Source organism: Ramlibacter sp. (assembly GCF_013697775.1).
GTDB lineage: Bacteria > Pseudomonadota > Gammaproteobacteria > Burkholderiales > Burkholderiaceae_C > Ramlibacter.
Map to the genome: position 1 here is coordinate 13,027 of NZ_JACCWG010000084.1, position 20,525 is coordinate 33,551.

Genomic DNA, 20,525 nt, shown 5'->3' on the forward strand with positions numbered 1-20,525 from the left:
ATCACCGCCTGGAGGACGAGAGATGAAAGCAATCTGGAACGGCGTGGTCGTGGCCGAAAGCGACGACACGGTGCTGGTCGAGGGCAACCACTATTTCCCGGCGAGCGCGCTCAAGCACGAGTACGTGAGCTTCAGCAACAACCACACGGTGTGCCCGTGGAAGGGCACGGCCAGTTACTACTCGCTGCTGGTCAACGGCGAACTCAACCCCGAGTGCGCCTGGTACTACCCCGATCCCAAGCCGGAAGCCGAGATGGTCAAGGACCGCATCGCGTTCTGGAAGGGCGTGAAGGTCGAGGCCTGAGCGTCCCGGTGCGAGAAGGCGCGGCGGCGGCGCGTTAAGCTCGGCGCCATGATGCTGAGTCCCGCCTACACCTATCCCGAGCAGTTGCCCACCGTGATGCGCCAGCAGGGCTACGCGGTGCTGAGCCCGCAGGGCGTGGCGCAGCTGTCGGATTGCGACATGCAGCAGCTGGACCGGCTGCGCGGCGCCTGGGACGACCTGCCGCCGGACAACTACCTGAAGGACGGCGGCAAGTACCGCCGGCGCCGGCATTCCTGCTTCGTGGTGGAAGGCGAGCGGGTCACGCCGGCGCCGCACCGCGCGCACTGGCAGCCGGTGGAATACAACGCGCTGCACGGCGGCATGCAGCGCTGGTTCGATCCGATCCCGCCGGCCGTGGCCGACGACACGGCCTGGCGCTGCCTGCTGCGCGCAGTGGCGCGCGTGAGCTCGCAGCTGAAGGGCGCGCGGCCCTGGTACGTGGAAGCGCACCAGTTCCGCATCGACACCGAAGGCGGCATCGGCCGGCCCACGCCCGAAGGCGCGCACCGCGACGGCGTGGACATGGTGGCGGTGTTCCTGGTGGGCCGCACCGGCATCAAGGGCGGCGAGACCCGCGTGTTCCAGGCCGACGGCCCGGCCGGCCAGCGCTTCACGCTTACCGAGCCCTGGAGCCTGCTGCTGGTGGACGACGAGCGCGTGATCCACGAGTCCACGCCGATCCAGCCGCAAGACGCCGCCGGCCACCGCGACACGCTGGTGCTGACCTACCGCGCGGACGGCTTCCAGGGCGGCTGAGGCGCGTTCATCCGCCGCTGTTCGCCGCGATGCAGCGCGGGGCGTCGCCGAACAGCGCCTGCCAGGCCTCGCGGTCGTGCGCGGGAACGATGGCGATCTCCGGATGTTCGCGGTGGAACGCGGCCAGGCGCCGCACGGCGGCATCGGTCGCCGGGCCGTCGTCGTCCGCGAACGCGCGCAGCTGCGCGCTCTTGGGCAGTCCGCGCTCGATGGCTTCGGACACGTAGGCCGCGTCGCCGATGTGGAACACGCGGCGCGTGCCCAGGGTCACGAACACGCCGACGCTGCGCGGCGTGTGGCCCGGCAGCGGAACGACGACGACCGAGCCGTCGCCGTGCAGGTCGAACGAGCTGTCGAAGCCCAGATATGGTCGCGCGCTGAACGCGATGTCGCGCAGCCGCGGGCTCACCGCACGGATGTTGCTGGCCGCGACCACGTCGGGCGTGCGCAGCTGCGCCTGCAGGTAGGCGCGCTCGGCCGGCGCCACCAGCACCGGCGTGGGCGCCAGGTCGGCGGCGCCGCCCATGTGGTCGTAGTGCGTGTGCGTGGGCAGGATCCAGGCGAGCGACTGCGGCGCATGGCCGGCGCGCCGCAGCGCCTCGGGCGCCGACAGCCGCCACTGCAGCCCGCCGATGACGCGCTCGGCCATCGGCCGCTTCTGCGGCGACAGCTCCGCCATTTCGGCCAGAGCGTTGGCACTCCAGCCGGCGTCGATCAGCACGTCGCCGCGCGGATGCCGCACCAGCAGGCCCGAGGCGGTGTTGGGCCAGACCGCGCGCGTGGCGCCGGCGGCACCCAGCGCGCCCGGCACTTCGCCGCGGCTGAATTCGACCCAGCACAGCTGCGAGGCGCCGGCCGCGGAGGTGGTGGCGGTGGGCGCGGCGCAGGCGGCGAGCAGCAGCGCCGCGGCGGCCAGGGAAACGGCGGTGCGGATCATGCGTGCTCCTTCAGTGCGCGCGCGATGTCCTGCGCCTGGCGCTGCGTATCCCAGAACGCCTGGCTTTCCACGGTCTTGCCCTCGCGCAGGATCACGCGGTCCACGCCGCGCCAGTGCAGCGGCGCGCCGCGCACGGTGGCGTGCGCATCCCATTCGACGAACACCGCGTCGCCGGCGACGGCCCAGCGCGCCACCTCCAGGCGCAGGTCGGGTACGCGCTGCAGCATCGACTGGAAGTGCGCGACGACCTCCTCGCGGCTGCCCGGGCGCTCCATCGGCGGGATCAGGTTGCGGGTGTCCTCGTGCATCAGGTCGCGCAGCGCCTGCGGGTCGGGCGTGCTCCAGCGGGCGGCGAAGCGCCGCACCCAGTCGGCTGCGGCTTCGAACTGCTGCGAGGACGTGGCGGAAGAAAAGAGAGAAGGGGATTCCATGGCGATGCTCCATCGGTGCGGCGGGCGCCGCGTTGCGTACCGTTGATTAATTACATACCAACGGTACGGATAGTACCATCGGAACGATGCCCGTCAAACCGAAGGCCGCCGCCGCCGCTTCCGAGCCCCCGCTCACCCCGCCTCGCAGCCGCCGCGAGGAATACACCGACAGCACGCGCGGCGCGCTGCTGGACGCCGCGCGCGGGCTGTTCGTCTCCACCGGCTACCACCAGACCAGCACCGAAGCGGTGGTGACCGCCGCGCGCGTGACCAAGGGCGCGCTGTACCACCACTTCGCGGACAAGGCGGCGCTGCTGGAGGCGCTGGTGGTCCAGCTGCAGCAGCAGGCGGCCGCGCGGATGAACGCACGCGCCGTCAAGGAAAAGACGCTGTGGCTGCGCCTGCGCGCCGCCTGCGAGAGCTACCTGGACATCTGCACCGAGCACGACTACCAGCAGCTGGTGATCCGCGACGCGCCGGCGGCGCTCGGCGTCGAGCGCGCGGGCGCGATCGGCGAGCAGTACGTGATCGGCCCGATGGTGCGCGTGATGGAAAAGCTGAAGGCCGACGGCGAGCTCGACGTCGGCGATGCGCGCCTGGCCGGGCGGATGATCGCGCGCATGCTGTGCGAGGCGGCCGAGCTGCTGGCGCAGGAGCCGCAGCCGGCGCGCATGCGCAAGGAGGCGCTGTCCAACCTGTCGCGCGTGCTGGAGGCGTTCCGGCCGCCCGCCGCCGCCGCCTCAGGCCGCAAGGCCTGAAGAAGGATCAGTCGCGCACGTCGCCGGCCGGGTTGCTGCCGAAATCGGGCCGCGCCAGGTAGGCCAGCACGCGCGCCGCGCCGTCGTGCGGCGAGACCAGCGCGCCCTGTTCCTTCATGCCGACGAAGTTGCCGCGGTCGGGAAAGTCCCGCGGGTCGGCGCCGCGCAGCTGCACCTGCATGTCGGTGTCGATCACGCCCGGCGCCAGCGAGCACACCCGCGCGCCGTTGGGCTGCTGCGCTTCCTCCAGCGCCACGCAGCGGGTGAAATGGTCCATGCCGGCCTTGGCCGCGCAGTACGCGGCCTGCGACGCCATCGCGCGGCGGCCCAGGCCCGAGGAGATGTTGAGCACCTTGCGCGGCACGGCCCAGCCGGCGGTGGCGCGCAGGAAGGCGCCGGTCAGCAGCATCGGCGCTTCCAGGCCGACCCGCAGCGCATGGGCGAGGTCGTCGGCGGCAACGCCGCCCAGCGGCGCGATGCGCGGGATGGTGCCGGCGTTGTTGATCAGCGTGACGGAAGCGGGCTTGTCCGCGGCGCGCTGCGCCAGCCAGGCATCCAGCCGCGCGGCGACGGCCGGCGCGTCGGCCAGGTCGGCACTCCATTGCTCGCAGGCCAGGCCGGCGGCGGGCTTGCGCGCGATGCACAGCAGCTGGTGGCCGGCGGCCAGCAGCTGTTCGGCCATGGCCCGGCCCATGCCGCGCGAGGCGCCGGTGAGGATCGTCAGGGGTGCGTTCATCCGCGCAGTGTAAGACCCGCTCAGAACGGAACGGCGCTCTGCAGCACCAGCGGCTGGCGGGTGGCCGGGTGCATCAGCTGCAGCCCGGCCGCGTGCAGCAGCAGGCGCGGCGCGCGCGCCTCGATGGCAGGCGAGGCGTACAGCGGATCGCCGACGATGGGATGGCCCAGCGCCTGCATGTGCACGCGCAGCTGGTGCGAACGGCCGGTCAGCGGCTCCAGTTCGACCCGCGTGCTGTCCGACGCCGCGTCGTAGGCGAGGGCGCGCCAGCGCGTGCGGCTGGGCCGGCCCCCGGCGTGGTCCACGCGCTGCAGCGGCCGCGCCAGCCAGTCGGCGCCGATGGGGAGATCGACCATGTCCCAGCCGGCGGCATCGGTGGTGTTCCGCAGCGCACCGGCCACGACCGCCACATAGCGCTTTCCGACCTGGCGCTGCTCGAACGCCAGGCCCAGGCGCCGCTGCATCTCGGCGCTGCGCGCCATCAGCAGCAGGCCGGAGGTGGCCATGTCAAGCCGGTGCACCACCAGCGCGTCGGGCCACAGGCGCTGCGCGCGGGCGATGGCGCAATCCTGCTTGTCGGGTCCGCGCCCCGGCACGGCCAGCAGCCCGGCGGGCTTGTCGAGGACCAGCAGGTGCTCGTCCAGGTAGACCAAGCCTTCGGATAATGCCGCCATGGGCGCGATCAACTCTCTTTCCTTTTCGATGCAGGCCATCCTGTTGCTGGTGGCGTCGGGCAACTCAAGATCATGCAGGAAATCATCACGCTGTCGGTGTTCCTGCCGTTCTCCGTGTACTACCTGAAGGAGCCGCTGAAACTGGATTACCTGTGGGCCGGGCTGTGCATGGTGGGCGCCGCCTATTTCATATTCCGCAACGCGTGAGGCAGGAGGCGGCAGTTACACTCGCCGCAGTCACGAAACCGTCACATTGGAGCTCCCCCATGCTGTTCGCCAAGCTGCTGCCTCGCGAAGGCAATTTCTTCGAAATGTTCAACCAGCATGCGGACAAGATCGTGGAGGCGGCGCGCGCGTTCTCGCAGCTGGTGGCGAACTACAACGACCCGCACCTGCGCGAGCAATACACCCGTGAAGTGGACAACGCCGAGCGCGCGGCCGACCGCGTGACGCACGACGTGAACCGGCTGATCCACCAGACCTTCATCACGCCGATCGACCGCGAGCAGATCCACACGCTGATCAACACCATGGACGACGTGGCCGACCTGATCCAGGACTCGGCCGAGACCATGGCGCTGTACGACGTGCGCCACATGACCGAGGAGATCACCCGCCTGACCGAGCTCAGCGTGCGCTGCTGCGAGCGGGTGAAGGACGCGGTGGCCCTGATCGGCAAGCTGTCCGAGGGCAACTCGGCCGAGGCGGCGCTGAAGACCTGCGAGGAGATCGACCGCATCGAGTCGGACGCCGACCGCGTGATGCGCTCGGCCATGAGCAAGCTGTTCCGCGAGGAGCCGGACGTGCGCGAGGTGATCAAGCTCAAGGCCATCTACGAGCTGCTGGAGACCATCACCGACAAGTGCGAGGACGTGGCCAACGTCGTCGAAGGCATCGTGCTCGAGAATTCCTGAGCGGAGGATTTCCATGCAAACGATGCAAGCCGCCCTCTGGGTCGTGGTGCTGCTGGTCGTCGTGGCCCTGCTGTTCGATTTCATGAACGGCTTCCACGACGCGGCCAACTCGATCGCCACCATCGTCTCCACCGGCGTGTTGCGCCCCGCGCAGGCGGTGGTGTTCGCGGCCATCTTCAACCTGGTGGCGGTGTTCATCTTCCACCTGAGCGTGGCCGCCACCGTGGGCAAGGGCATCGTCGAGCCCGGCGTGGTGGACACCCACGTGGTGTTCGGCGCCTTGATCGGCGCGATTTTCTGGAACGTGCTGACCTGGTACTACGGCATCCCCAGCAGTTCATCGCACGCGCTGATCGGCGGCATCGTCGGCGCGGTGATCGCCAAGTCGGGCGCGGGCGCGCTCATTGCCTCCGGTGTCTGGAAGACCGTGCTTTTCATTTTCGTGTCGCCGGTGCTGGGCTTCCTGCTGGGCTCGATCATCATGGTGCTGGTGGCGCGCATTTTCCGCCGCGCCCGCCCTTCGAAGATCGACCGGTGGTTTCGCCGGCTGCAGCTGGTTTCGGCCGGCGCGTACAGCCTGGGGCACGGCGGCAACGACGCGCAAAAAACCATCGGCATCATCTGGATGCTGCTGATCGCCACCGGCTACGTGGCGCAGGGCGCGGCCCTCCCGCCGTTCTGGGTGATCGCGGCCTGCTACGTCGCCATCGCCATGGGCACCATGTTCGGCGGCTGGCGCATCGTCAAGACCATGGGCCAGAAGATCACCAAATTGAAGCCGGTGCACGGCTTCTGCGCGGAGACCGGCGGCGCGCTGACGCTGTTCCTGGCCACCGCGCTGGGCATCCCGGTGTCGACCACCCACACCATCACCGGCGCCATCGTCGGCGTCGGCTCCACCCAGCGCGCCAGCGCGGTGCGCTGGGGCCTGGCCGGCAACATCGTGTGGGCCTGGATCTTCACCATCCCGGCGGCGGCCTTCGTCGCCGCCATCGCCTACTGGGTGAGCCTGCAGGTGTTCTGATTCAGCCGCCGAGCTGCGGCGGGCTGGGATGCAGACGCGCCATGGACAGGCCGTCCATGTAGCGGCCGTCCTTGAGCGCATAGGCGCGGTGCCGGCCTTCCTCGGCGAAACCCAGGCTGCGGTAGAGCGCGATGGCGCTGGTGTTGTCCGCGTGCACGTTCAGCTCGATGCGCAGCACGCCGGCCCAGCGGTCGGCCCAGTCGATCAGGCGCAGCATCAGCTGCCGCCCCACGCCGCGGCCCTGCCATTGCGGAGCGACGGCGATGGCCAGCAGCCGCACATGGTTGCGCCGCAGGCTCGGCTGCACGCTGTGCAGGCCCGCCAGGCCGATCATCTCGCCGGCGGCGGTCATCGCCACCAGCTTGCAGTCGCGCGGATCAATGCGCTGCTGGTAGTCCAGCCGGGACGAGATGGGCATGTCGGGAATCTGCAGCGTGCCTTCGACCACGCCGATGCGGCCGACCAGCGCGGCGGCGGCTGCGGCATCCGCGGGCTCCTGCGCGCGGATGGTGAACGCGGGTGTGGCGTCGTCGCTCATTGGCTGATCCGCCGTCCTTCCTCGACCTGGAATTCGAAATAGCGCTGGAAGCTGAAGGCGATGCTGGCCATCAGCACGCCGGCGCCGATCATCAGCGCGATGGCGACGGCGAAGATGGTGAGCCAGCTGGTGCCGCCGGGCGCGGCGTCCTGCGGCTGGTGCGGGTTGAAGCGGGCGTTCCACTTCTCGCGCGTCATCAGCCCGTAGACGATGGCGGTCAGGCAGCAGCCGGCGATGGTGAAGCCGAGCAGGGGGACCAGCAGCCAGCTGGCCACGTCGTCCTGCCCGAAGGCCTGCACGCGCTCGATGCCGTAGATGCCGAGCGCGGTGGGCACGAACAACGCCCAGCCCCAGGGGTCGCGCAGGCCGTGCAGGTAGAAGCGGTGCAGGCCCACCGGCCCACCGAGGAGGGCGAGCCACGCGGCCCAGGTCTTGCGCTTCATGCGCCGTCTTCCGGCGGGGTGCGGTCGGCGTCGCCGACGGTACGCTCCATGATCACGATGTCCAGCCAGCGGCCGAACTTCCAGCCGCAGGAGGTCAGGGTGCCGGCGGGGGTGAAGCCGGCCGCGTGGTGCACGCCGATGGAGCCGGCGTTGCCCGAATCGCCGATCACCGCGATCAGCTTGCGCAGGCCCAGCGCCTCGGCCTGCGCGCACAGCGCGTCCAGCAGCTGGCGGCCCAGGCCTTTGCCGGCGGCATCGGGGTGCAGGTAGATCGAATCCTCGGCCGAGAAGCGGTAAGCCGGGCGCGGCTTGAACCACTGGCAGTAGGCGAAGCCCAGCACGTTTGCGTCTTCCTCGAGGACCAGGTAGGGCAGGCCTTTGCCGAGCACGTCGGCGCGGCGCGCGGCCATGTCCTCCTCGGTGGGCGGCACGGTTTCGAAGGTGCCCGTGCCGTGCAGGACATGGTGGCCGTAGATGGCCGCGATGGCGGGAATGTCGTGCTCTTGGCTGGCGCGAATGGTAGGCATGGCGGCAAACGTTATAATCGAAGGCTTTTCAGCGTGTCGCTGGCCGGGTGGCCATGTTGCGTGTCTCAACGCTGGGAGAATTCCGGGGCCAACGCCCCGTCCACCCGAAGGATAAATCAATGGTCGTCATTCGACTCTCCCGCGGCGGCGCCAAGGCGCGCCCGTTCTTCAACATCGTCGTTGCCGACAAGCGCGTGCGCCGCGACGGCCGCTTCATCGAGCGGCTGGGTTTCTACAACCCGATCGCCAAGGAAGGCGAAGAGGGCCTGCGCATCGCGCAGGACCGCCTGACCTACTGGCGCTCGGTGGGCGCGCAGGCGTCTCCCACCGTGGAGCGCATTCTCAAGCAAGCCCAGCCCAAGACGGCTTAAGCAGCCATGCCGCCCGACCGTCCGGCAGCGGCGCTGCCCGCCGGCCTGGAGTCCGCCGATCTACCGGCGGACGCCATCGAAGTCGGGCGCATCGCGGATGCATGGGGCATCAAGGGCTGGTTCAAGGTCCTGCCCCACAGCGCCGACCCGCAGGCGCTGTTCTCCTCCAAACGCTGGTACCTGCAGCCGTCCGACAGAGGCATCAAAACCTTTGCCGGTACGGTGCTGATGCGCGTGCGCGAAGCCAAGGAGCATTCCGACTCCGTGGTTGCGCGTTGCGATGCCATCGAAGACCGCTCCGGGGCCGAGGCGCTCAAGGGCGCGCGCGTGTTCGTGCCGCGTTCCAGCTTTCCCACGGCCGCCGAAGACGAGTACTACTGGATCGACCTGATCGGCCTGGACGTGGTGAACCGCGAAGGCGTCGCGCTGGGCACCGTGCGCGAACTGATTTCCACCGGTCCGCAGACGGTGCTGGTGGTCGACTACGAAGAGGCCGGCAAGCTGCAGGAACGCATGATTCCCTTCGTCGCCGTCTATGTCGACAAGGTGGATCTGCCGGCGCGGCGCATCACGGTGGACTGGCAGCCGGACTACTAGGCGGACAGGCCGGCCATGCGCTTCGACGTCGTCACCCTGTTTCCCGAACTGTTCGAGCCGTTCCTGAAGTCCGGCGTCACCCGCCGCGCCTTCGAGTCCGGGCAGGTGGCGGTGCGCCTGTGGAACCTGCGCGATTTCGCCGGGGGCAACTACCGCCGCGTGGACGACCGCCCGTTCGGCGGCGGCCCCGGCATGGTGATGCTGGCCGAGCCACTGGCGCAGTGCCTGGCCGCGGTGCGCGCCGACCGCGCCGCCGTGCGCGCGGAGGAAACCCCCGTTCGCCCTGAGCCTGTCGAAGGGCCCGCACCGGTGGTGCTGTTCTCCCCTGTCGGCACGCGCATCGACCACGCTGGCGTGGAGCACTGGTCGGCAAGCGCCGGCGCCATCCTGCTGTGCGGCCGCTACGAGGGCATCGACCAGCGCTTCATCGACAAGCACGTGGACGTGCAGCTCAGCCTGGGCGACTTCGTGCTCTCGGGCGGCGAAATCGCGGCGATGGCGCTGCTGGACGCGGTGGCGCGGCTGCAGCCCGGCGTGCTGAACGACGCCGGCAGCCACCAGGAAGACAGCTTCAACCCGGCGCTGGACGGCCTGCTGGATTGCCCGCACTACACCCGGCCCGAAGAGTGGCAGGGCGAGGGGGTGCCGGCTGAACTGATGTCGGGCCACCATGCGCAGATCGCGCAGTGGCGGCGCCGGCAGCGGCTGGAACTCACGGTGCGGCACCGGCCGGACCTGATCGCCGCAGCGCGTGCTGCAGGGCGGCTGACGCGCGGCGACGAGACTTTCCTGGCTGCCCTGGGCTGAGTTGCTATAATCGAGGGCTTTTCGATCCTCTACCCGGCCGTCCAAGCCGCCGCGCACCGCGCGATGCGAAGCCAGGACCTTCAGTGTCGCGCGGGCAAGATCGCCAGAGGTAAGCATGAACCTGATCCAGACCCTCGAAGAAGAGGAAATCGCCCGCCTGGGCAAGAAGATCCCCGAATTCGCCCCCGGCGACACGGTGATCGTCAGTGTCAGCGTCGTCGAAGGCACCCGCAAGCGCGCGCAGGCCTACGAAGGCGTTGTGATCGCCAAGCGCAACCGCGGCCTGAACAGCGCCTTCACGGTGCGCAAGATCTCCAGCGGCGAAGGCGTCGAGCGGACCTTCCAGACCTACAGCCCGCTGATCGCCGGCATCGAAGTCAAGCGCCGCGGCGACGTGCGCCGCGCCAAGCTGTACTACCTGCGCGAGCGCAGCGGCAAGTCGGCCCGCATCAAGGAAAAGCTGGCCATGTCCTCCAAGAACGTCGCAGCTGCTGCTGCAGCAGCTGCCGCGGCGGCAGCAACGGCCGCCGAATAAGCACCTGTTCCCGGAACGCCGCCGCCGGCCTGCAAGGCTTGCGGCGGTTTTTCTTTTTGCACCATGCCGATCAACCCCACGCCCCAGACGCCGCTGTCGCAGCTGCCGAATTTCGATGCCCGCGCCGTGCCGGTGGTCGGCACCGACGCGCACCTGCCTGCGGTGCCGCGCGAGGCGCTGACGCCGGCCGCGCTGCGCCGGCGCTTCGCCGATCCGCCGGCCTGGGAGCCCGAGGTGCGCGCCGAGCCCAAGTTCAGTGATCGCCAGCCCACCCGCGCCGCGGTGCTGGTGCCGGTGGTGACACGCCAGCGGCCGATGGTGCTGCTGACCGAGCGCGCCACGCACCTGTCCACGCATTCGGGGCAGGTGGCTTTTCCCGGCGGCAAGTGCGACGACACCGACGTCGACGACCCCGACACCGCGCTGCGCGAGGCGCATGAAGAGATCGGCCTGGCGCGCGAGCTGGCCGAGGTGATCGGCACCCTGCCGACCTACACCACCGGCACGCGCTTCATCATCACGCCGGTGGTGGCGCTGGTGCGGCCCGACTACCAGATGACGCTCAGCACCAGCGAAGTGGCCGATGCCTTCGAGGTGCCGCTGGACTTCCTGATGAATCCCGCGCACCACCGCCGGCACGCCATGGAGCTGGCGGGCGGGCGGCGCGAGTGGTTCTCCATGCCCTACATGGACGGCAACACCGAGCGCTTCGTCTGGGGCGCCACCGCCGGCATGCTGCGCAACCTGTACCGGTTCCTGGCGGCCTGATCCACCTCGTTCCCGCGGCGGGAGAGGCGGATGGGGCGGCTATCATTCCCGCATGAGTTTTTTCGCCATCCTGTTCGCGCTCTTGATCGAACAGGTGCGGCCGCTGGGCGCGCGCAACCCGATCCACAGCGGCCTGCGCAGCTGGGCGCGCTGGGTGAGCGGCAATTTCGACGCCGGCAAGCCGCAGCACGGCTGGGTGGCCTGGACCCTGGCCGTGGCCGGCCCCGCGCTAGCGGTGCTGGGGTTGCACATGCTGCTGCTGCACACGCTGGGCTGGGTGGCTGCCGTGCTGTGGAGCGTGGCGGTGCTGTACGTCACGCTGGGCTTCCGGCAATTCAGCCACCACTTCACCGACATCCGCGACGCGCTCGACGCCGGCGACGAAGTCCGTGCGCGCGAGCTGCTCGCCAACTGGCAGCAGGTCGATGCCTCGGAGCTGCCGCGCAGCGAGATCGTGCGCCACGTCATCGAGTATTCGGTGCTGGCCGCGCACCGCCACGTGTTCGGCGTGCTCACCTGGTATTGCGTGCTGGCGGCCCTGGGGCTGGGGCCGGCCGGCGCGGTGCTCTACCGCATGAGCGAGTTCGTGGTGCGCTACTGGAAGCACCGCAGCCACACGCAGCTGCAGCCGGCCAGCCAGGCGCTGCAATCCGCCTCGGGCAATGCATGGGCGGTGATCGACTGGCTGCCCGCGCGCACCACGGCGATGGCCTTCGCCGTGGTCGGCAGTTTCGAGGAAGCCATCGACTGCTGGCGCAACCACTCGCAGCGCTTTCCCAACGACAACGACGGCGTGATCCTGGCCGCGACCTCGGGCGCGGTTGGCGTGCGCCTGGGCGGCGAAGCGCTCAAGCCCGCGTTCGCGCCAAGCGGTGCCTCGCAACCCTTCGACGCCGACGTGGCCGAGGCGGTGGCCGACTCTGAGAGCACGCCGGGGCGCGAGGCCGAGATCGGGCACCTGCGCAGCGTGGTGGGCCTGGTGTGGCGCTCCGTCGTGCTGTGGATGGTGCTGCTGGCCTTGCTGACGCTGGCCAACCTGCTCGGTTGATCTTCTTCGCGCGCTAGCGTGCGCGCTGCAGCTGCGCTTGCGTCCAGCGCACGATGTCGGCGGCGCCCATCGCGCCGGGCTGGCGCGCGATCTCCTTGCCGTCCACGAACAGTGCCAGGGTCGGGATGCTGCGGATGTTCAGCTGCGTGCCCAGCGCCTGCGCCTCGTCGGTATTCACCTTGGCCAGCCGCACGCGCGGTTCCAGCGCCGCGGCCGCCTGCTCGAAAGCCGGCGCCATCGTGCGGCACGGTCCGCACCACGGCGCCCAGAAGTCCACCAGCACCGGTACCTGGCTGCGGCCAACGTGCCGCTCGAAGCCCTGCGCGTCCAGCTGCACGGGATGGCCGGTGAACAGCGCCTGGTGGCACTGGCCGCAATCGGGCGCGCGGCCCAGGTCGTCCTGGCGCACCCGGTTGGTGGCCTGGCAATGGGGGCAGACGACGTGCAGCGTGTCGCTCATGGTGAAGATCTCCTGGGCTTGCTCCCGAAGTTGGGGCTGCCTCGGGTGCTTCGCAAGAGGGTCCGCGGCTCAGTAGTTCGGTTGGGCCGACAGTTCGGCGAACAGCTCGGCATAAATGCGGTGGCGGTTCGGATGCACGCCATCGGGCCCGCCGGCCTGCAAGGCCGCGAGCACGCCGCAGCCGGGCTCGTGCAGGTGGGTGCAGTTGTAGAACTTGCAGTTCGTCGCATGCGCCTTCAGGTCCGGCATGCAGGCGGCCAGTTGCATCGGCTCGATGTGCTGCAGTCCGAACTCCTGGAAGCCGGGCGAGTCGATCAGCGCGCTCTTGCGCTCGGCGTCCAGCCAGTACCAGCTGGTGCTGGTGGTGGTGTGCTTGCCCGAGTTCAGTGCCTGCGAGATCTCGCCGGTCTGCGCCTGCGCGCCGGGCACCAGCAGGTTGATCAGCGTGCTCTTGCCGGCGCCCGAAGGGCCGAGCACCAGCGTGGTCTTGCCCTTCAGGTGCGCGAGCAGGTGCTCGCGATCGACGTCCTTGGACAGCCGCAGCGACAGCGGCAGCACGCCGTACCCCATGCGCTGGTAAGGCCCAAGCCGGCCCCAGGCGCGCGCGAAGGCATCGACCAGGTCGCTCTTGTTGAGCGCGATGACGGGCACGATGCGCTCGGCTTCGGCGGCGATCAGCGCGCGCGCCAGCTGGCTTTCGGAAAAATCCGGGTCGGCCGCCACCAGGATCAGCACCTGGTCGAGATTGGCCGCGAACGACTTGGTGCGGACCTCGTCCTGGCGGAAGAACAGGTTGCGCCGCGGCAGCACCTTCTCGACTACGCCTTCGTCGCCGGTGCGCTGCCATTGCACGCGGTCGCCGACCACCGCCGCGCCCTTCTTGCCGCGCGGATGGCAGATCAGGCGCTCGCCCTCGGGTGTTTCCACCAGCACGTGGCGGCCGTGGCCGGCCACCACCAGGCCCTGGTGTTGCGGTTCAGTCAAAACGGTATTGCCTCATTGCAGCAGCGCGTCGACGCGGGCGGCGCATTCGAAATCGCTTTCCGAGATGCCGCCAACGTCGTGGGTGTTGAAGCGCACCACGCAGCGGTTGTAGTGCACCGACAGGTCAGGGTGGTGGTCTTCCCGGTGGGCGACGAACGCGACCGCGTTCACGAAAGCCATGGTCTCGTGGTAGTTGGCAAAGTTGAATGTTTTCTCGATCGCGGCATTGGCACCGTCGCCGCTCAGTTTCCAGCCCGGCGCCGCCGCCAGGCGCATCACCACTTCGGTGGGCGTCAGCGCACGGCGCCTGGTTTGCGACCAGTCCCTGGTTTTCAGCATCGAAGTGGTCATGCGGCAGCTCCCAGGCGTGCCAGCCGTTCCGAGGCTGGCGGATGTGAATAGTAGAACTTCACATAAACCGGGTCGGGGGTGAGGGTGGATGCATTGTCCTCGTAGAGCTTGAGCAAGGCGGTCTCCAGGTCACGCCCGCTGGTCTGCGTCACGGCAAAGGCATCGGCCTCGAATTCGTGGCGGCGCGACAGCTGTGCCAGCAGCGGCGAGACGAAAAAGCTGAACAGCGGCACGACCATGGCGAACAGCAGCAGCGCCAGCGCATCGTTCGGCGCGGCGATGCCGGGCTGCACGCCCAGGCCCTGGTAGAACCAGCTGCGCGTGGCCAGCCAGCCCAGCAATGCAAAGCCGGCCAGCATCACGGCGAACATCAGCACGATGCGTTTGGTGATGTGTTTGTGCTTGAAATGGCCCAGCTCGTGCGCGAGCACCGCGCCCACCTCGTCGGGCGAGAGCTTGGCCAGCAGCGTGTCGTAGAACACCACCCGCTTGGCGGCACCGAAGCCGGTGAAGTACGCGTTGCCGTGCGCGCTGCGCTTGCTGCCGTCCATGACGAACAGGCCCTTGGCCGCGAAGCCGCAGCGGCGCATCAGCTCGGTCACGCGCGCCTTCAAGGTCTCGTCTTCCAGCGGCTGGAATTTGTTGAACAGTGGCGCGATGAACATCGGGTAGACCACCAGCAGCAGCAGGTTGAACGCCGTCCACACGCCCCAGGCCCACAGCCACCACAGCGTGCCGGCCGCGCCCATCAGCCACAGCACCAGGGCGGCAATGGGCAGGCCGATGAGTGCGCCCAGCACGGTGCCCTTCGCCGCGTCGGCCAGCCACAGCTTCCAGGTCATCTTGTTGAAACCGAAGCGCTGTTCCAGCACGAAGGTCTGGTAGAGCGACAGCGGCAATTCCAGCAGGCCGCCGACGGCCGTGAAGGCGGCGATCAGCGCCAGCTGCTGCAGCATGCCCGGCCCGAGCCATGCGAGCAGCGCCTGGTTGAGCGCGTCCAGGCCGCCCAGCAGCGTCCAGCCCAGAAGCACGGCTGCATTGAATGCGACGTCGACCAGGCCGATGCGGCTCTTAGCGATGGTGTAAGCGGCGGCTTTCTGATGCGCGGCGAGGCTGACGAACTCGCGAAAGCGCGCGGGCACGGCGTCGCGGTGTGCCGCCACGTACCGCACCTGCCGGGTCGCCAGCCAGAACTTCACGACCAGCCCGCACAGCAATGCGGCGGCGAATACCAGGCTCAGGATGGAAGCGGAATGCATCCTGCGTATGTTAGGTCATCGGCGACAATCCCAAGATGTCAGAACTTCCCGTGGACTCCTCCCCATCCACTGCGCCCACGCTGGCCAAGAGCGACCAGAACCTGGTCTGGCTCGACTGCGAAATGACCGGCCTGGACCCCGAGCGCGACCGCCTGATCGAGATCGCCGTCATCGTCACCGGCCCCGACCTGCAGCCGCGCATCGAAGGTCCCGTGTTCGCCATCCACCAGAGCGAGGCACAGCTCAATCTGATGGACAACTGGAACAAGGGCACGCACGGCAAGAGCGGCCTGACCGACAAGGTGCGCGCCTCCACCATCGACGAGGCGCAGGCCGAAAGGGAAATTCTGGACTTCCTCGCGCGCTACGTGCCCAAGCAGGCCAGCCCGATGTGCGGCAACAGCATCGGCCAGGACCGGCGCTTCCTGGTGAAGTACATGCCGAAGCTGGAAGCCTTTTTCCACTACCGCAACCTGGACGTGAGCACGCTCAAGGAACTCGCGCGCCGCTGGCGGCCCGACGTGTACGCGTCGTTCAAGAAGCGCCAGCAGCACACGGCGCTGGCCGACGTGCAGGAGTCCATCGACGAGCTGGCGCACTACCGCGAGCATTTCATCCGGATGAGCCAAGCGCCGCAGCCTGAATTGCTGCGCGGCGCAATTGGGGCTTGAGGGTTATCCCGCAATCTGCGATACTCGTGGGCTTGGCTGCACAACGCGGCCAATGTTTCGCGCATCTGCCTTCTCACACTGGCTCAACGAATGAGCCGCGGGGCCTTCCGGTCCCGACGTCGTTTGATGGTTGATGTCTTCCAACCATCCAATGACGGCGCTGCACCACGCAGGCGCTGCTGTGAGCATTCATGACTGAACTTTCCACTTCCGACATCATCACCTCGGACGCGTCGGACATCGCCTCGGACATCGCGACGGAAACCGTTGTCGCCAAGCCCAACGGCTTCGCCGCCATGGGCCTTGCCCCCGAACTGCTGGCCGCCGTGGCCGACCTGGGCTTCACCCAGCCCACCATCGTGCAGGAGCGCTGCGTCACGCTGGCCATGGCCCAGCCTGAAGGCACCGGCGCCGCCGTCTACACCGACCTGATGGTCTCCAGCCAGACCGGCAGCGGCAAGACCGCCGCTTTCCTGCTGCCCGTGCTGCACACCCTGCTGGACCAGCAGGCGAAAGCGGTCGAAGCGCAGCAGCGCGCCGCTGCCGAAGCAGTCGCCCGTGGCGAAGCGCCGGCCAAGAAGCCCGTGCGCAAGAACCCGATGAGCACACGCAACTCCAAGGCGGCCGAGCCGGGCGCCCTGATCCTGTGCCCCACGCGCGAACTGGCGCAGCAGGTGGCGCACGACGCCATCGACCTGGTCAAGCATTGCAGGGGCCTGCGCGTCGCCAACGTGGTGGGCGGCATGCCTTACCAGATGCAGATCCAGCGCCTGCAGGGCGCCGACCTGGTGGTCGCCACCCCGGGCCGCCTGCTGGACCTGCAGCGCTCCGGCTCCATCCGCCTGGAAGGCGTGCAGTTCCTGGTGGTCGACGAAGCCGACCGCATGCTGGATCTGGGCTTTGCCGACGACCTGGCCGAAATCCACCGCCTGACGGCCGACCGCCGCCAGACCATGATGTTCAGCGCCACCATCGCGCCGCGCATCCAGCAGCTGGCCACGCGCGTGATGCGCAACCCGCAGCGCGTGCAGGTCGATTCGCCGCAGGACAAGCATGCCAACATCAAGCAGGTGCTGTTCTGGGCCGACAGCCTGCAGCACAAGCGCAAGCTGCTGGACCACTGGCTGCGCGACGCCGCCATCGACCAGGCCATCGTGTTCGCCAGCACCCAGATCGAGTGCGACGCGCTCGCCAACGACCTGCAGCAGGAAGGCTTCGCGGCCGTCGCGCTGCACGGCGCGCTGCCCCAGGGCCTGCGCAACCGCCGCCTGATGGCGCTGCGCCAGGGCCAGGTGCAGATCCTGGTGGCGACCGACGTGGCCGCGCGCGGCATCGACGTGCCGACCGTCACGCACGTGTTCAACTTCGGCCTGCCGATGAAGAGCGAGGACTACACGCACCGCATCGGCCGCACCGGCCGTGCAGGGCGCGACGGCTTGGCTGTCACCTTCGCCGAATTCCGCGACCGCCGCAAGATCAGCGACATCGAGGCCTTCAGCCGCCAGCGCTTCCAGGCCGAAGTGATCCCGGGCCTGGAGCCGCGCGATCGCCCGGCCCACGCGCCGCGCTTCGATGCAGCCAAGCCGGGCGGCCGTCCGGCGCACCATCGCCCAGGCGGCGGTGGAGGCTACGCCAAGCGCAGCGGCGGGCAGGGCGCCCGCGTTGGCGGCAAGCGCTGATCTGCGCGGCGGGACTCAAGTCCAGCCGCGCATCAGCGACAGGTTGTCCGGCGTGAGCAGGCGCGCAAGGTGCGCGCCGAGACGACCAGCTGGATGCGCAGCATCGTCTTCTTCTCCTGCCGGGCCAGCCCGATCGCTCCAGTAGCCCAGCTGCAGGCCGGAGGAACAGCAGCGCCGCCAGCCCGGGCGAGGTTTGCGATCCCATCCCGCTGCTGCCTCCGCGCCCGAAATGGAAGCCCAGCGCGAGAGCGCGCCCGCCTGTATCAGGTCGCGCAAGCCCCTTGTCCTGCGCTGCGGTCGTGGCGTTCATGCGCTCCTCCTCCTCCTCCTCGGCGCGGCCGTCGGCGATTTCGCCCCGGTTTGCATTCAAGCACTCGCTCGTGGCGAGCTCCAGACCCGCCGGCGCGCCGGGCCGCTTCAGCGCGGAACGACCACCATCAGCAGCGCTTCCAGCCGATCGATGTCCAGCGGCTTGACCATGTGCTCGTCGAAGCCGGCCGCCAGCGAATTACTGCGATCCCGCTCCTGGCCGTAGCCGGTCACCGCGATCAGGGTCGCGGCAGCGGTTTCGCTGCGGGCGCGAAGTTGCCGGGCCAGCTGGTTGCCGTCGATCTCCGGCAGGCCGATGTCCAGCAGGCAGACGTCAGGATGCTCGGTGCGCGCACGCTCCAGCGCGGCGCGCGAGCCGTGCTCCACGATGACCCGGTGGCCCAGCTCCTCGAGGAGCATTGCCAGCGTGAGCGCCGCGTCGACGTTGTCGTCCACGATCATGATCAGCAGCGGCCTGTCCACAGCCACCGGCCGGAGAACTGCCGGCACGGCATGGGATGCGGCCTCGTCGGCGGCCAGCAGCGGCAACATGACGGTAAAGACACTGCCGTAGCCCAGGCCGGCGCTGGTGCAGCTGGCCTTGCCGCCATGCAGTTCCACCAGGCTGCGCACCAGTGCAAGTCCCAAGCCCAAGCCGCCGGAGGAGCGGTCGGAGGTGCGTTCCGCCTGGGTGAATAGCTCGAAGATGTGCGGGATCAGGTCCGCGTCCAGGCCGATGCCGTCGTCCTGGACGGTCAACACGACCTGTTCCTGCTCCATCTGCATCGCCAGCCGGATGTTGCCCCCTTCGGGCGTGTACTTGGCGGCATTGGCCAGGAGATTGGCAATCACCTGCACCAGGCGCTTGGCGTCGCCCGACACCGGCGCCGGCCCCGGCGCCAAGTGCAGCACCAAGTGGTGACCGCGCTGCTGGATGAGCGGGGTGACCTGTTCGACCGCATCGACCACCACGGCGCGCATCTCCAGCGGCACCTGCTCCAGTTCAACCTGGCCCCGGCTGACGCGCGAAACGTCCAGCAGATCGTCCACCAGACTGGTCAGGTGCTGCACCTGGCGGCCGATGATTTCGCTGGTCCGCCGGACCCGGGCCTCGTCGATCTGGCCGACGTTGAGCAAGTGCGCTGCCGCGCTGATGGGTGCCAGAGGGTTGCGCAGCTCGTGGGCCAGCATGGCGAGGAACTCGTCCTTGCGGCGGTCGGATGTTTGCAGCCTTTCATGGCTCCGCCTGCGTTCGTCGATGTCGCGGTAGAGAATGGCCAAACCGCCCTCCGGGGTGGGATGCGCGCGGACCTCGAACCAGACGTGCAGCTCACTGGAAAAGGAATGCCGGTATTCCATGGCGCCCGCGATTCGCGTTTCCATCACCGTGTGGTAAAACCGGTCGAGGTCGCTGCCCACGGCTTCCGGCCAGACGTCCCAGTGGCTGCGTCCGATCACCTGGCCGCTGGTGCGCCGGCCGAGCCGCAGTCCTTCTGCATTCATTCGAATCACGGTCCAGTCTCGATCCAGGATGGCCAAGCCCTCCATCATGCTATCGAAGACGTTTTGGGTTTGGTCGCGTTCGGCGCGCAGGTCGGCCTGCGCCCGGGCGGCTTCGGCCGTGGCCCAGGTGCGTTCGGCCACCTCCGCCGACAACTCGACTTCCTCGGCCGTCCAATGCCGGGGCTGCGCGTTCTGCAAGGAAAGGATGGCGAGCATTCGGCCGGACTTGACCAGCGGAATGGCGAGGTTGGCCCGCACATCGATCGCCTCGTAGGCGCTGGCAAAAGCTGCCGTTCGCGAATCGAGCGCGATGCTGTCGACCACCATCGCATGGCCCGTGCGCAGCGAAGCGATGATCTCCGGCCCGAAGTCGTTGAGCTGCCGGGCCTCGCCCGAAATGCTGACCAGACCGCGGGCGGTCCAATCCCGCCGGATAGTGAAGGTCCCGGCCGACTCGTCGACCTCGGCGTACATCACCCGGGACACGTCCAGATGGCGGCCAAGTAGGGCGCTGGCCAGGTCGATCGCGGCCTCGGGGGCGCTGAGCGTGCGCAGACCGTCGGCCAAGGCCAGCTGGAACGCGCGGTGCTGATCCAGCAGTTGCAGCCGCTGCACATTGGCGACCAATTGAGCGTTCAGCCGGCGCTGCTCCTGGTGCACTTCGCGGCGTTCCCGCTCCAGCCGCACCCGTTGGGTCGTCTCCATCGCGATCACGGTCACGCCGTGAACCCGTCCCGACTCATCCCGGGCTGGCGTGTAGGTAACGGTGAAGAACCCTCGATTCCGGCACGCCGGACGGTTCGATGACGTATTCCTGGTCTTCGAAGTGGACCCGTTCGCCACCGTCCTGGACCCGCCGGTAGATCGGTTCATTGAAGGCCCACACTTCCGGCCAGCACTCGCGGGTCGGCTGCCCCAGCGCGGCCGGGTGCCGTTTCCCCAGGATCGGTTGATAGGCGTCGTTGTAGACCTGGATCAACTGCGGACCCCACAGAACGATCATCGGCAGCGGCGAATCCAGCACGGAGCCGACGGCAACCCGCAGGCTCGCCGGCCATTGCGCGATCGCGCCGAGCGGCGTGTTCGACCAGTCGTGGTGGCGCACCCGCGCGGCCATGCC

General features: G+C 68.9%; 25 protein-coding genes and 2 pseudogenes. 14 read left to right on the top strand and 13 right to left on the bottom strand.

From position 1 onward, the window contains the following. Positions 1-22: 22 nt before the first annotated feature. A complete protein-coding gene (locus H0U68_RS04395; protein WP_296353060.1) occupies positions 23-304 on the top strand; it encodes a DUF427 domain-containing protein in 282 nt (93 codons plus the stop codon). A gap of 48 nt (positions 305-352) precedes the next feature. Continuing rightward, positions 353-1,081 (top strand): 2OG-Fe dioxygenase family protein, encoded by a 729-nt coding sequence (locus H0U68_RS04400; protein ID WP_296353062.1) that lies wholly within the window; start codon positions 353-355, stop codon positions 1,079-1,081. A gap of 7 nt (positions 1,082-1,088) precedes the next feature. On the opposite strand, the gene H0U68_RS04405 is transcribed toward H0U68_RS04400, so the two are convergent. Together H0U68_RS04405 and H0U68_RS04410 are read right to left on the bottom strand one after the other, a co-directional pair. After that, positions 1,089-2,018, bottom strand: a complete 930-nt coding sequence (locus H0U68_RS04405) for an MBL fold metallo-hydrolase (protein WP_296353064.1) — start codon at positions 2,016-2,018, stop codon at positions 1,089-1,091. Beyond that, positions 2,015-2,449 (bottom strand): nuclear transport factor 2 family protein, encoded by a 435-nt coding sequence (locus H0U68_RS04410; protein ID WP_296353065.1) that lies wholly within the window; start codon positions 2,447-2,449, stop codon positions 2,015-2,017. Before H0U68_RS04410 ends, H0U68_RS04405 begins: the two co-directional genes overlap by 4 nt. Positions 2,450-2,535: 86 nt before the next feature. Here H0U68_RS04410 and H0U68_RS04415 point away from each other — a divergent pair, with 86 nt between their 5' ends. Then, positions 2,536-3,207 (top strand): TetR/AcrR family transcriptional regulator, encoded by a 672-nt coding sequence (locus H0U68_RS04415; RefSeq protein WP_296353067.1) that lies wholly within the window; start codon positions 2,536-2,538, stop codon positions 3,205-3,207. A 7-nt stretch (positions 3,208-3,214) separates the two neighbouring features. Here the strand turns inward: H0U68_RS04415 and H0U68_RS04420 are convergent, their stop codons facing one another. Then, entirely contained in the window at positions 3,215-3,943 is a 729-nt protein-coding gene (locus H0U68_RS04420; protein ID WP_296353068.1) for an SDR family NAD(P)-dependent oxidoreductase, read from the bottom strand. 20 nt (positions 3,944-3,963) lie between these two features. Next, the gene (locus H0U68_RS04425) at positions 3,964-4,617 is read right to left on the bottom strand and encodes an RluA family pseudouridine synthase (RefSeq protein WP_296353070.1); all 654 of its coding nucleotides are present in this window, start codon (positions 4,615-4,617) and stop codon (positions 3,964-3,966) included. 54 nt (positions 4,618-4,671) lie between these two features. On the opposite strand from H0U68_RS04425, the pseudogene H0U68_RS04430 reads away from it, so the two are divergent. From H0U68_RS04430 to H0U68_RS04440, 3 genes and pseudogenes are all read left to right on the top strand, one after another. Then, positions 4,672-4,824 (top strand): annotated as a pseudogene (locus H0U68_RS04430) (DMT family protein); the annotation flags it as partial. A 59-nt stretch (positions 4,825-4,883) separates the two neighbouring features. Beyond that, positions 4,884-5,531 carry a DUF47 domain-containing protein gene (locus H0U68_RS04435; RefSeq protein ID WP_296353072.1) on the top strand — a complete coding sequence of 216 codons (648 nt, stop codon included), beginning with the start codon at positions 4,884-4,886 and terminating at the stop codon, positions 5,529-5,531. A gap of 13 nt (positions 5,532-5,544) precedes the next feature. Further along, a complete protein-coding gene (locus H0U68_RS04440; RefSeq protein ID WP_296353074.1) occupies positions 5,545-6,555 on the top strand; it encodes an inorganic phosphate transporter in 1,011 nt (336 codons plus the stop codon). Between the two features lies 1 nt (position 6,556). On the opposite strand, the gene H0U68_RS04445 is transcribed toward H0U68_RS04440, so the two are convergent. From H0U68_RS04445 to H0U68_RS04455, 3 genes are read right to left on the bottom strand one after another with little or no spacing between them, the layout of a single operon-like run. After that, positions 6,557-7,093, bottom strand: coding sequence for a GNAT family N-acetyltransferase (locus tag H0U68_RS04445; protein ID WP_296353077.1), 537 nt, complete (start codon positions 7,091-7,093; stop codon positions 6,557-6,559). Then, positions 7,090-7,536, bottom strand: coding sequence for a hypothetical protein (locus H0U68_RS04450; RefSeq protein ID WP_296353080.1), 447 nt, complete (start codon positions 7,534-7,536; stop codon positions 7,090-7,092). The genes H0U68_RS04445 and H0U68_RS04450 overlap by 4 nt, the downstream gene beginning before the upstream one ends. After that, on the bottom strand, positions 7,533-8,063 hold the full coding sequence (locus H0U68_RS04455; protein ID WP_296353081.1) for a GNAT family N-acetyltransferase: 531 nt from the start codon (positions 8,061-8,063) through the stop codon (positions 7,533-7,535). Before H0U68_RS04455 ends, H0U68_RS04450 begins: the two co-directional genes overlap by 4 nt. Before the next feature lie 119 nt (positions 8,064-8,182). Here H0U68_RS04455 and rpsP point away from each other — a divergent pair, with 119 nt between their 5' ends. The 6 genes from rpsP to H0U68_RS04485 all read left to right on the top strand — a co-directional run bounded on the left by rpsP (position 8,183) and on the right by H0U68_RS04485 (position 12,189). Then, on the top strand, positions 8,183-8,434 hold the full coding sequence (gene rpsP / locus H0U68_RS04460) for a 30S ribosomal protein S16 (protein WP_296353083.1): 252 nt from the start codon (positions 8,183-8,185) through the stop codon (positions 8,432-8,434). 6 nt (positions 8,435-8,440) lie between these two features. Then, on the top strand, positions 8,441-9,031 hold the full coding sequence (gene rimM, locus H0U68_RS04465) for a ribosome maturation factor RimM (RefSeq protein ID WP_296353085.1): 591 nt from the start codon (positions 8,441-8,443) through the stop codon (positions 9,029-9,031). A gap of 15 nt (positions 9,032-9,046) precedes the next feature. Then, complete coding sequence (trmD, locus tag H0U68_RS04470) at positions 9,047-9,838, top strand: tRNA (guanosine(37)-N1)-methyltransferase TrmD (protein WP_296353087.1); 792 nt, start codon at positions 9,047-9,049, stop codon at positions 9,836-9,838. Positions 9,839-9,953: 115 nt separating this feature from the next. After that, the gene (rplS, locus tag H0U68_RS04475) at positions 9,954-10,373 is read left to right on the top strand and encodes a 50S ribosomal protein L19 (protein WP_296353089.1); all 420 of its coding nucleotides are present in this window, start codon (positions 9,954-9,956) and stop codon (positions 10,371-10,373) included. Between the two features lie 63 nt (positions 10,374-10,436). Then, positions 10,437-11,141: a CoA pyrophosphatase gene (locus H0U68_RS04480; protein WP_296353091.1), complete on the top strand. Its 705-nt coding sequence runs from the start codon at positions 10,437-10,439 to the stop codon at positions 11,139-11,141. A 52-nt stretch (positions 11,142-11,193) separates the two neighbouring features. Beyond that, complete coding sequence (locus H0U68_RS04485) at positions 11,194-12,189, top strand: CobD/CbiB family protein (protein ID WP_296353093.1); 996 nt, start codon at positions 11,194-11,196, stop codon at positions 12,187-12,189. 13 nt (positions 12,190-12,202) lie between these two features. Here the strand turns inward: H0U68_RS04485 and trxC are convergent, their stop codons facing one another. From trxC to H0U68_RS04505, 4 genes are all read right to left on the bottom strand, one after another. Beyond that, positions 12,203-12,649, bottom strand: a complete 447-nt coding sequence (gene trxC, locus H0U68_RS04490) for a thioredoxin TrxC (protein ID WP_296353095.1) — start codon at positions 12,647-12,649, stop codon at positions 12,203-12,205. A 69-nt stretch (positions 12,650-12,718) separates the two neighbouring features. Beyond that, complete coding sequence (rsgA, locus tag H0U68_RS04495; protein ID WP_296353097.1) at positions 12,719-13,633, bottom strand: ribosome small subunit-dependent GTPase A; 915 nt, start codon at positions 13,631-13,633, stop codon at positions 12,719-12,721. Between the two features lie 12 nt (positions 13,634-13,645). Next, a complete protein-coding gene (locus tag H0U68_RS04500; protein WP_296353099.1) occupies positions 13,646-13,984 on the bottom strand; it encodes a 4a-hydroxytetrahydrobiopterin dehydratase in 339 nt (112 codons plus the stop codon). Next, entirely contained in the window at positions 13,981-15,243 is a 1,263-nt protein-coding gene (locus tag H0U68_RS04505; RefSeq protein ID WP_296353101.1) for a M48 family metallopeptidase, read from the bottom strand. The genes H0U68_RS04500 and H0U68_RS04505 overlap by 4 nt, the downstream gene beginning before the upstream one ends. Positions 15,244-15,278: 35 nt before the next feature. Between H0U68_RS04505 and orn the strand changes: the two genes are divergently transcribed. Together orn and H0U68_RS04515 are read left to right on the top strand one after the other, a co-directional pair. Continuing rightward, positions 15,279-15,914: an oligoribonuclease gene (orn, locus tag H0U68_RS04510; RefSeq protein WP_296353103.1), complete on the top strand. Its 636-nt coding sequence runs from the start codon at positions 15,279-15,281 to the stop codon at positions 15,912-15,914. A 191-nt stretch (positions 15,915-16,105) separates the two neighbouring features. After that, a pseudogene (locus tag H0U68_RS04515) lies at positions 16,106-17,458 on the top strand (DEAD/DEAH box helicase); the annotation flags it as partial. A 552-nt stretch (positions 17,459-18,010) separates the two neighbouring features. On the opposite strand, the gene H0U68_RS04520 reads toward H0U68_RS04515, so the two are convergent. After that, positions 18,011-20,125: an ATP-binding protein gene (locus H0U68_RS04520; RefSeq protein ID WP_296353105.1), complete on the bottom strand. Its 2,115-nt coding sequence runs from the start codon at positions 20,123-20,125 to the stop codon at positions 18,011-18,013. Positions 20,126-20,144: 19 nt separating this feature from the next. Beyond that, a complete protein-coding gene (locus H0U68_RS04525) occupies positions 20,145-20,522 on the bottom strand; it encodes a hypothetical protein (RefSeq protein WP_296353106.1) in 378 nt (125 codons plus the stop codon). Positions 20,523-20,525 lie beyond the last annotated feature (3 nt).

Coding starts and splice junctions, on each gene's coding strand:
- H0U68_RS04485 (WP_296353093.1), top strand. CDS start 11,194: ATGAGTTTTTTCGCCATCCTGTTCGCGCTCTTGATCGAACAGGTGCGG.
- H0U68_RS04395 (WP_296353060.1), top strand. CDS start 23: ATGAAAGCAATCTGGAACGGCGTGGTCGTGGCCGAAAGCGACGACACG.
- H0U68_RS04435 (WP_296353072.1), top strand. CDS start 4,884: ATGCTGTTCGCCAAGCTGCTGCCTCGCGAAGGCAATTTCTTCGAAATG.
- H0U68_RS04410 (WP_296353065.1), bottom strand. CDS start 2,449: ATGGAATCCCCTTCTCTCTTTTCTTCCGCCACGTCCTCGCAGCAGTTC.
- H0U68_RS04425 (WP_296353070.1), bottom strand. CDS start 4,617: ATGGCGGCATTATCCGAAGGCTTGGTCTACCTGGACGAGCACCTGCTG.
- rplS (WP_296353089.1), top strand. CDS start 9,954: ATGAACCTGATCCAGACCCTCGAAGAAGAGGAAATCGCCCGCCTGGGC.
- H0U68_RS04415 (WP_296353067.1), top strand. CDS start 2,536: ATGCCCGTCAAACCGAAGGCCGCCGCCGCCGCTTCCGAGCCCCCGCTC.
- H0U68_RS04455 (WP_296353081.1), bottom strand. CDS start 8,063: ATGCCTACCATTCGCGCCAGCCAAGAGCACGACATTCCCGCCATCGCG.
- H0U68_RS04480 (WP_296353091.1), top strand. CDS start 10,437: ATGCCGATCAACCCCACGCCCCAGACGCCGCTGTCGCAGCTGCCGAAT.
- orn (WP_296353103.1), top strand. CDS start 15,279: ATGTCAGAACTTCCCGTGGACTCCTCCCCATCCACTGCGCCCACGCTG.
- H0U68_RS04420 (WP_296353068.1), bottom strand. CDS start 3,943: ATGAACGCACCCCTGACGATCCTCACCGGCGCCTCGCGCGGCATGGGC.
- H0U68_RS04500 (WP_296353099.1), bottom strand. CDS start 13,984: ATGACCACTTCGATGCTGAAAACCAGGGACTGGTCGCAAACCAGGCGC.
- H0U68_RS04505 (WP_296353101.1), bottom strand. CDS start 15,243: ATGCATTCCGCTTCCATCCTGAGCCTGGTATTCGCCGCCGCATTGCTG.
- H0U68_RS04400 (WP_296353062.1), top strand. CDS start 353: ATGATGCTGAGTCCCGCCTACACCTATCCCGAGCAGTTGCCCACCGTG.
- rpsP (WP_296353083.1), top strand. CDS start 8,183: ATGGTCGTCATTCGACTCTCCCGCGGCGGCGCCAAGGCGCGCCCGTTC.
- H0U68_RS04445 (WP_296353077.1), bottom strand. CDS start 7,093: ATGAGCGACGACGCCACACCCGCGTTCACCATCCGCGCGCAGGAGCCC.
- rimM (WP_296353085.1), top strand. CDS start 8,441: ATGCCGCCCGACCGTCCGGCAGCGGCGCTGCCCGCCGGCCTGGAGTCC.
- H0U68_RS04405 (WP_296353064.1), bottom strand. CDS start 2,018: ATGATCCGCACCGCCGTTTCCCTGGCCGCCGCGGCGCTGCTGCTCGCC.
- trmD (WP_296353087.1), top strand. CDS start 9,047: ATGCGCTTCGACGTCGTCACCCTGTTTCCCGAACTGTTCGAGCCGTTC.
- H0U68_RS04440 (WP_296353074.1), top strand. CDS start 5,545: ATGCAAACGATGCAAGCCGCCCTCTGGGTCGTGGTGCTGCTGGTCGTC.
- trxC (WP_296353095.1), bottom strand. CDS start 12,649: ATGAGCGACACGCTGCACGTCGTCTGCCCCCATTGCCAGGCCACCAAC.
- H0U68_RS04450 (WP_296353080.1), bottom strand. CDS start 7,536: ATGAAGCGCAAGACCTGGGCCGCGTGGCTCGCCCTCCTCGGTGGGCCG.
- H0U68_RS04525 (WP_296353106.1), bottom strand. CDS start 20,522: ATGGCCGCGCGGGTGCGCCACCACGACTGGTCGAACACGCCGCTCGGC.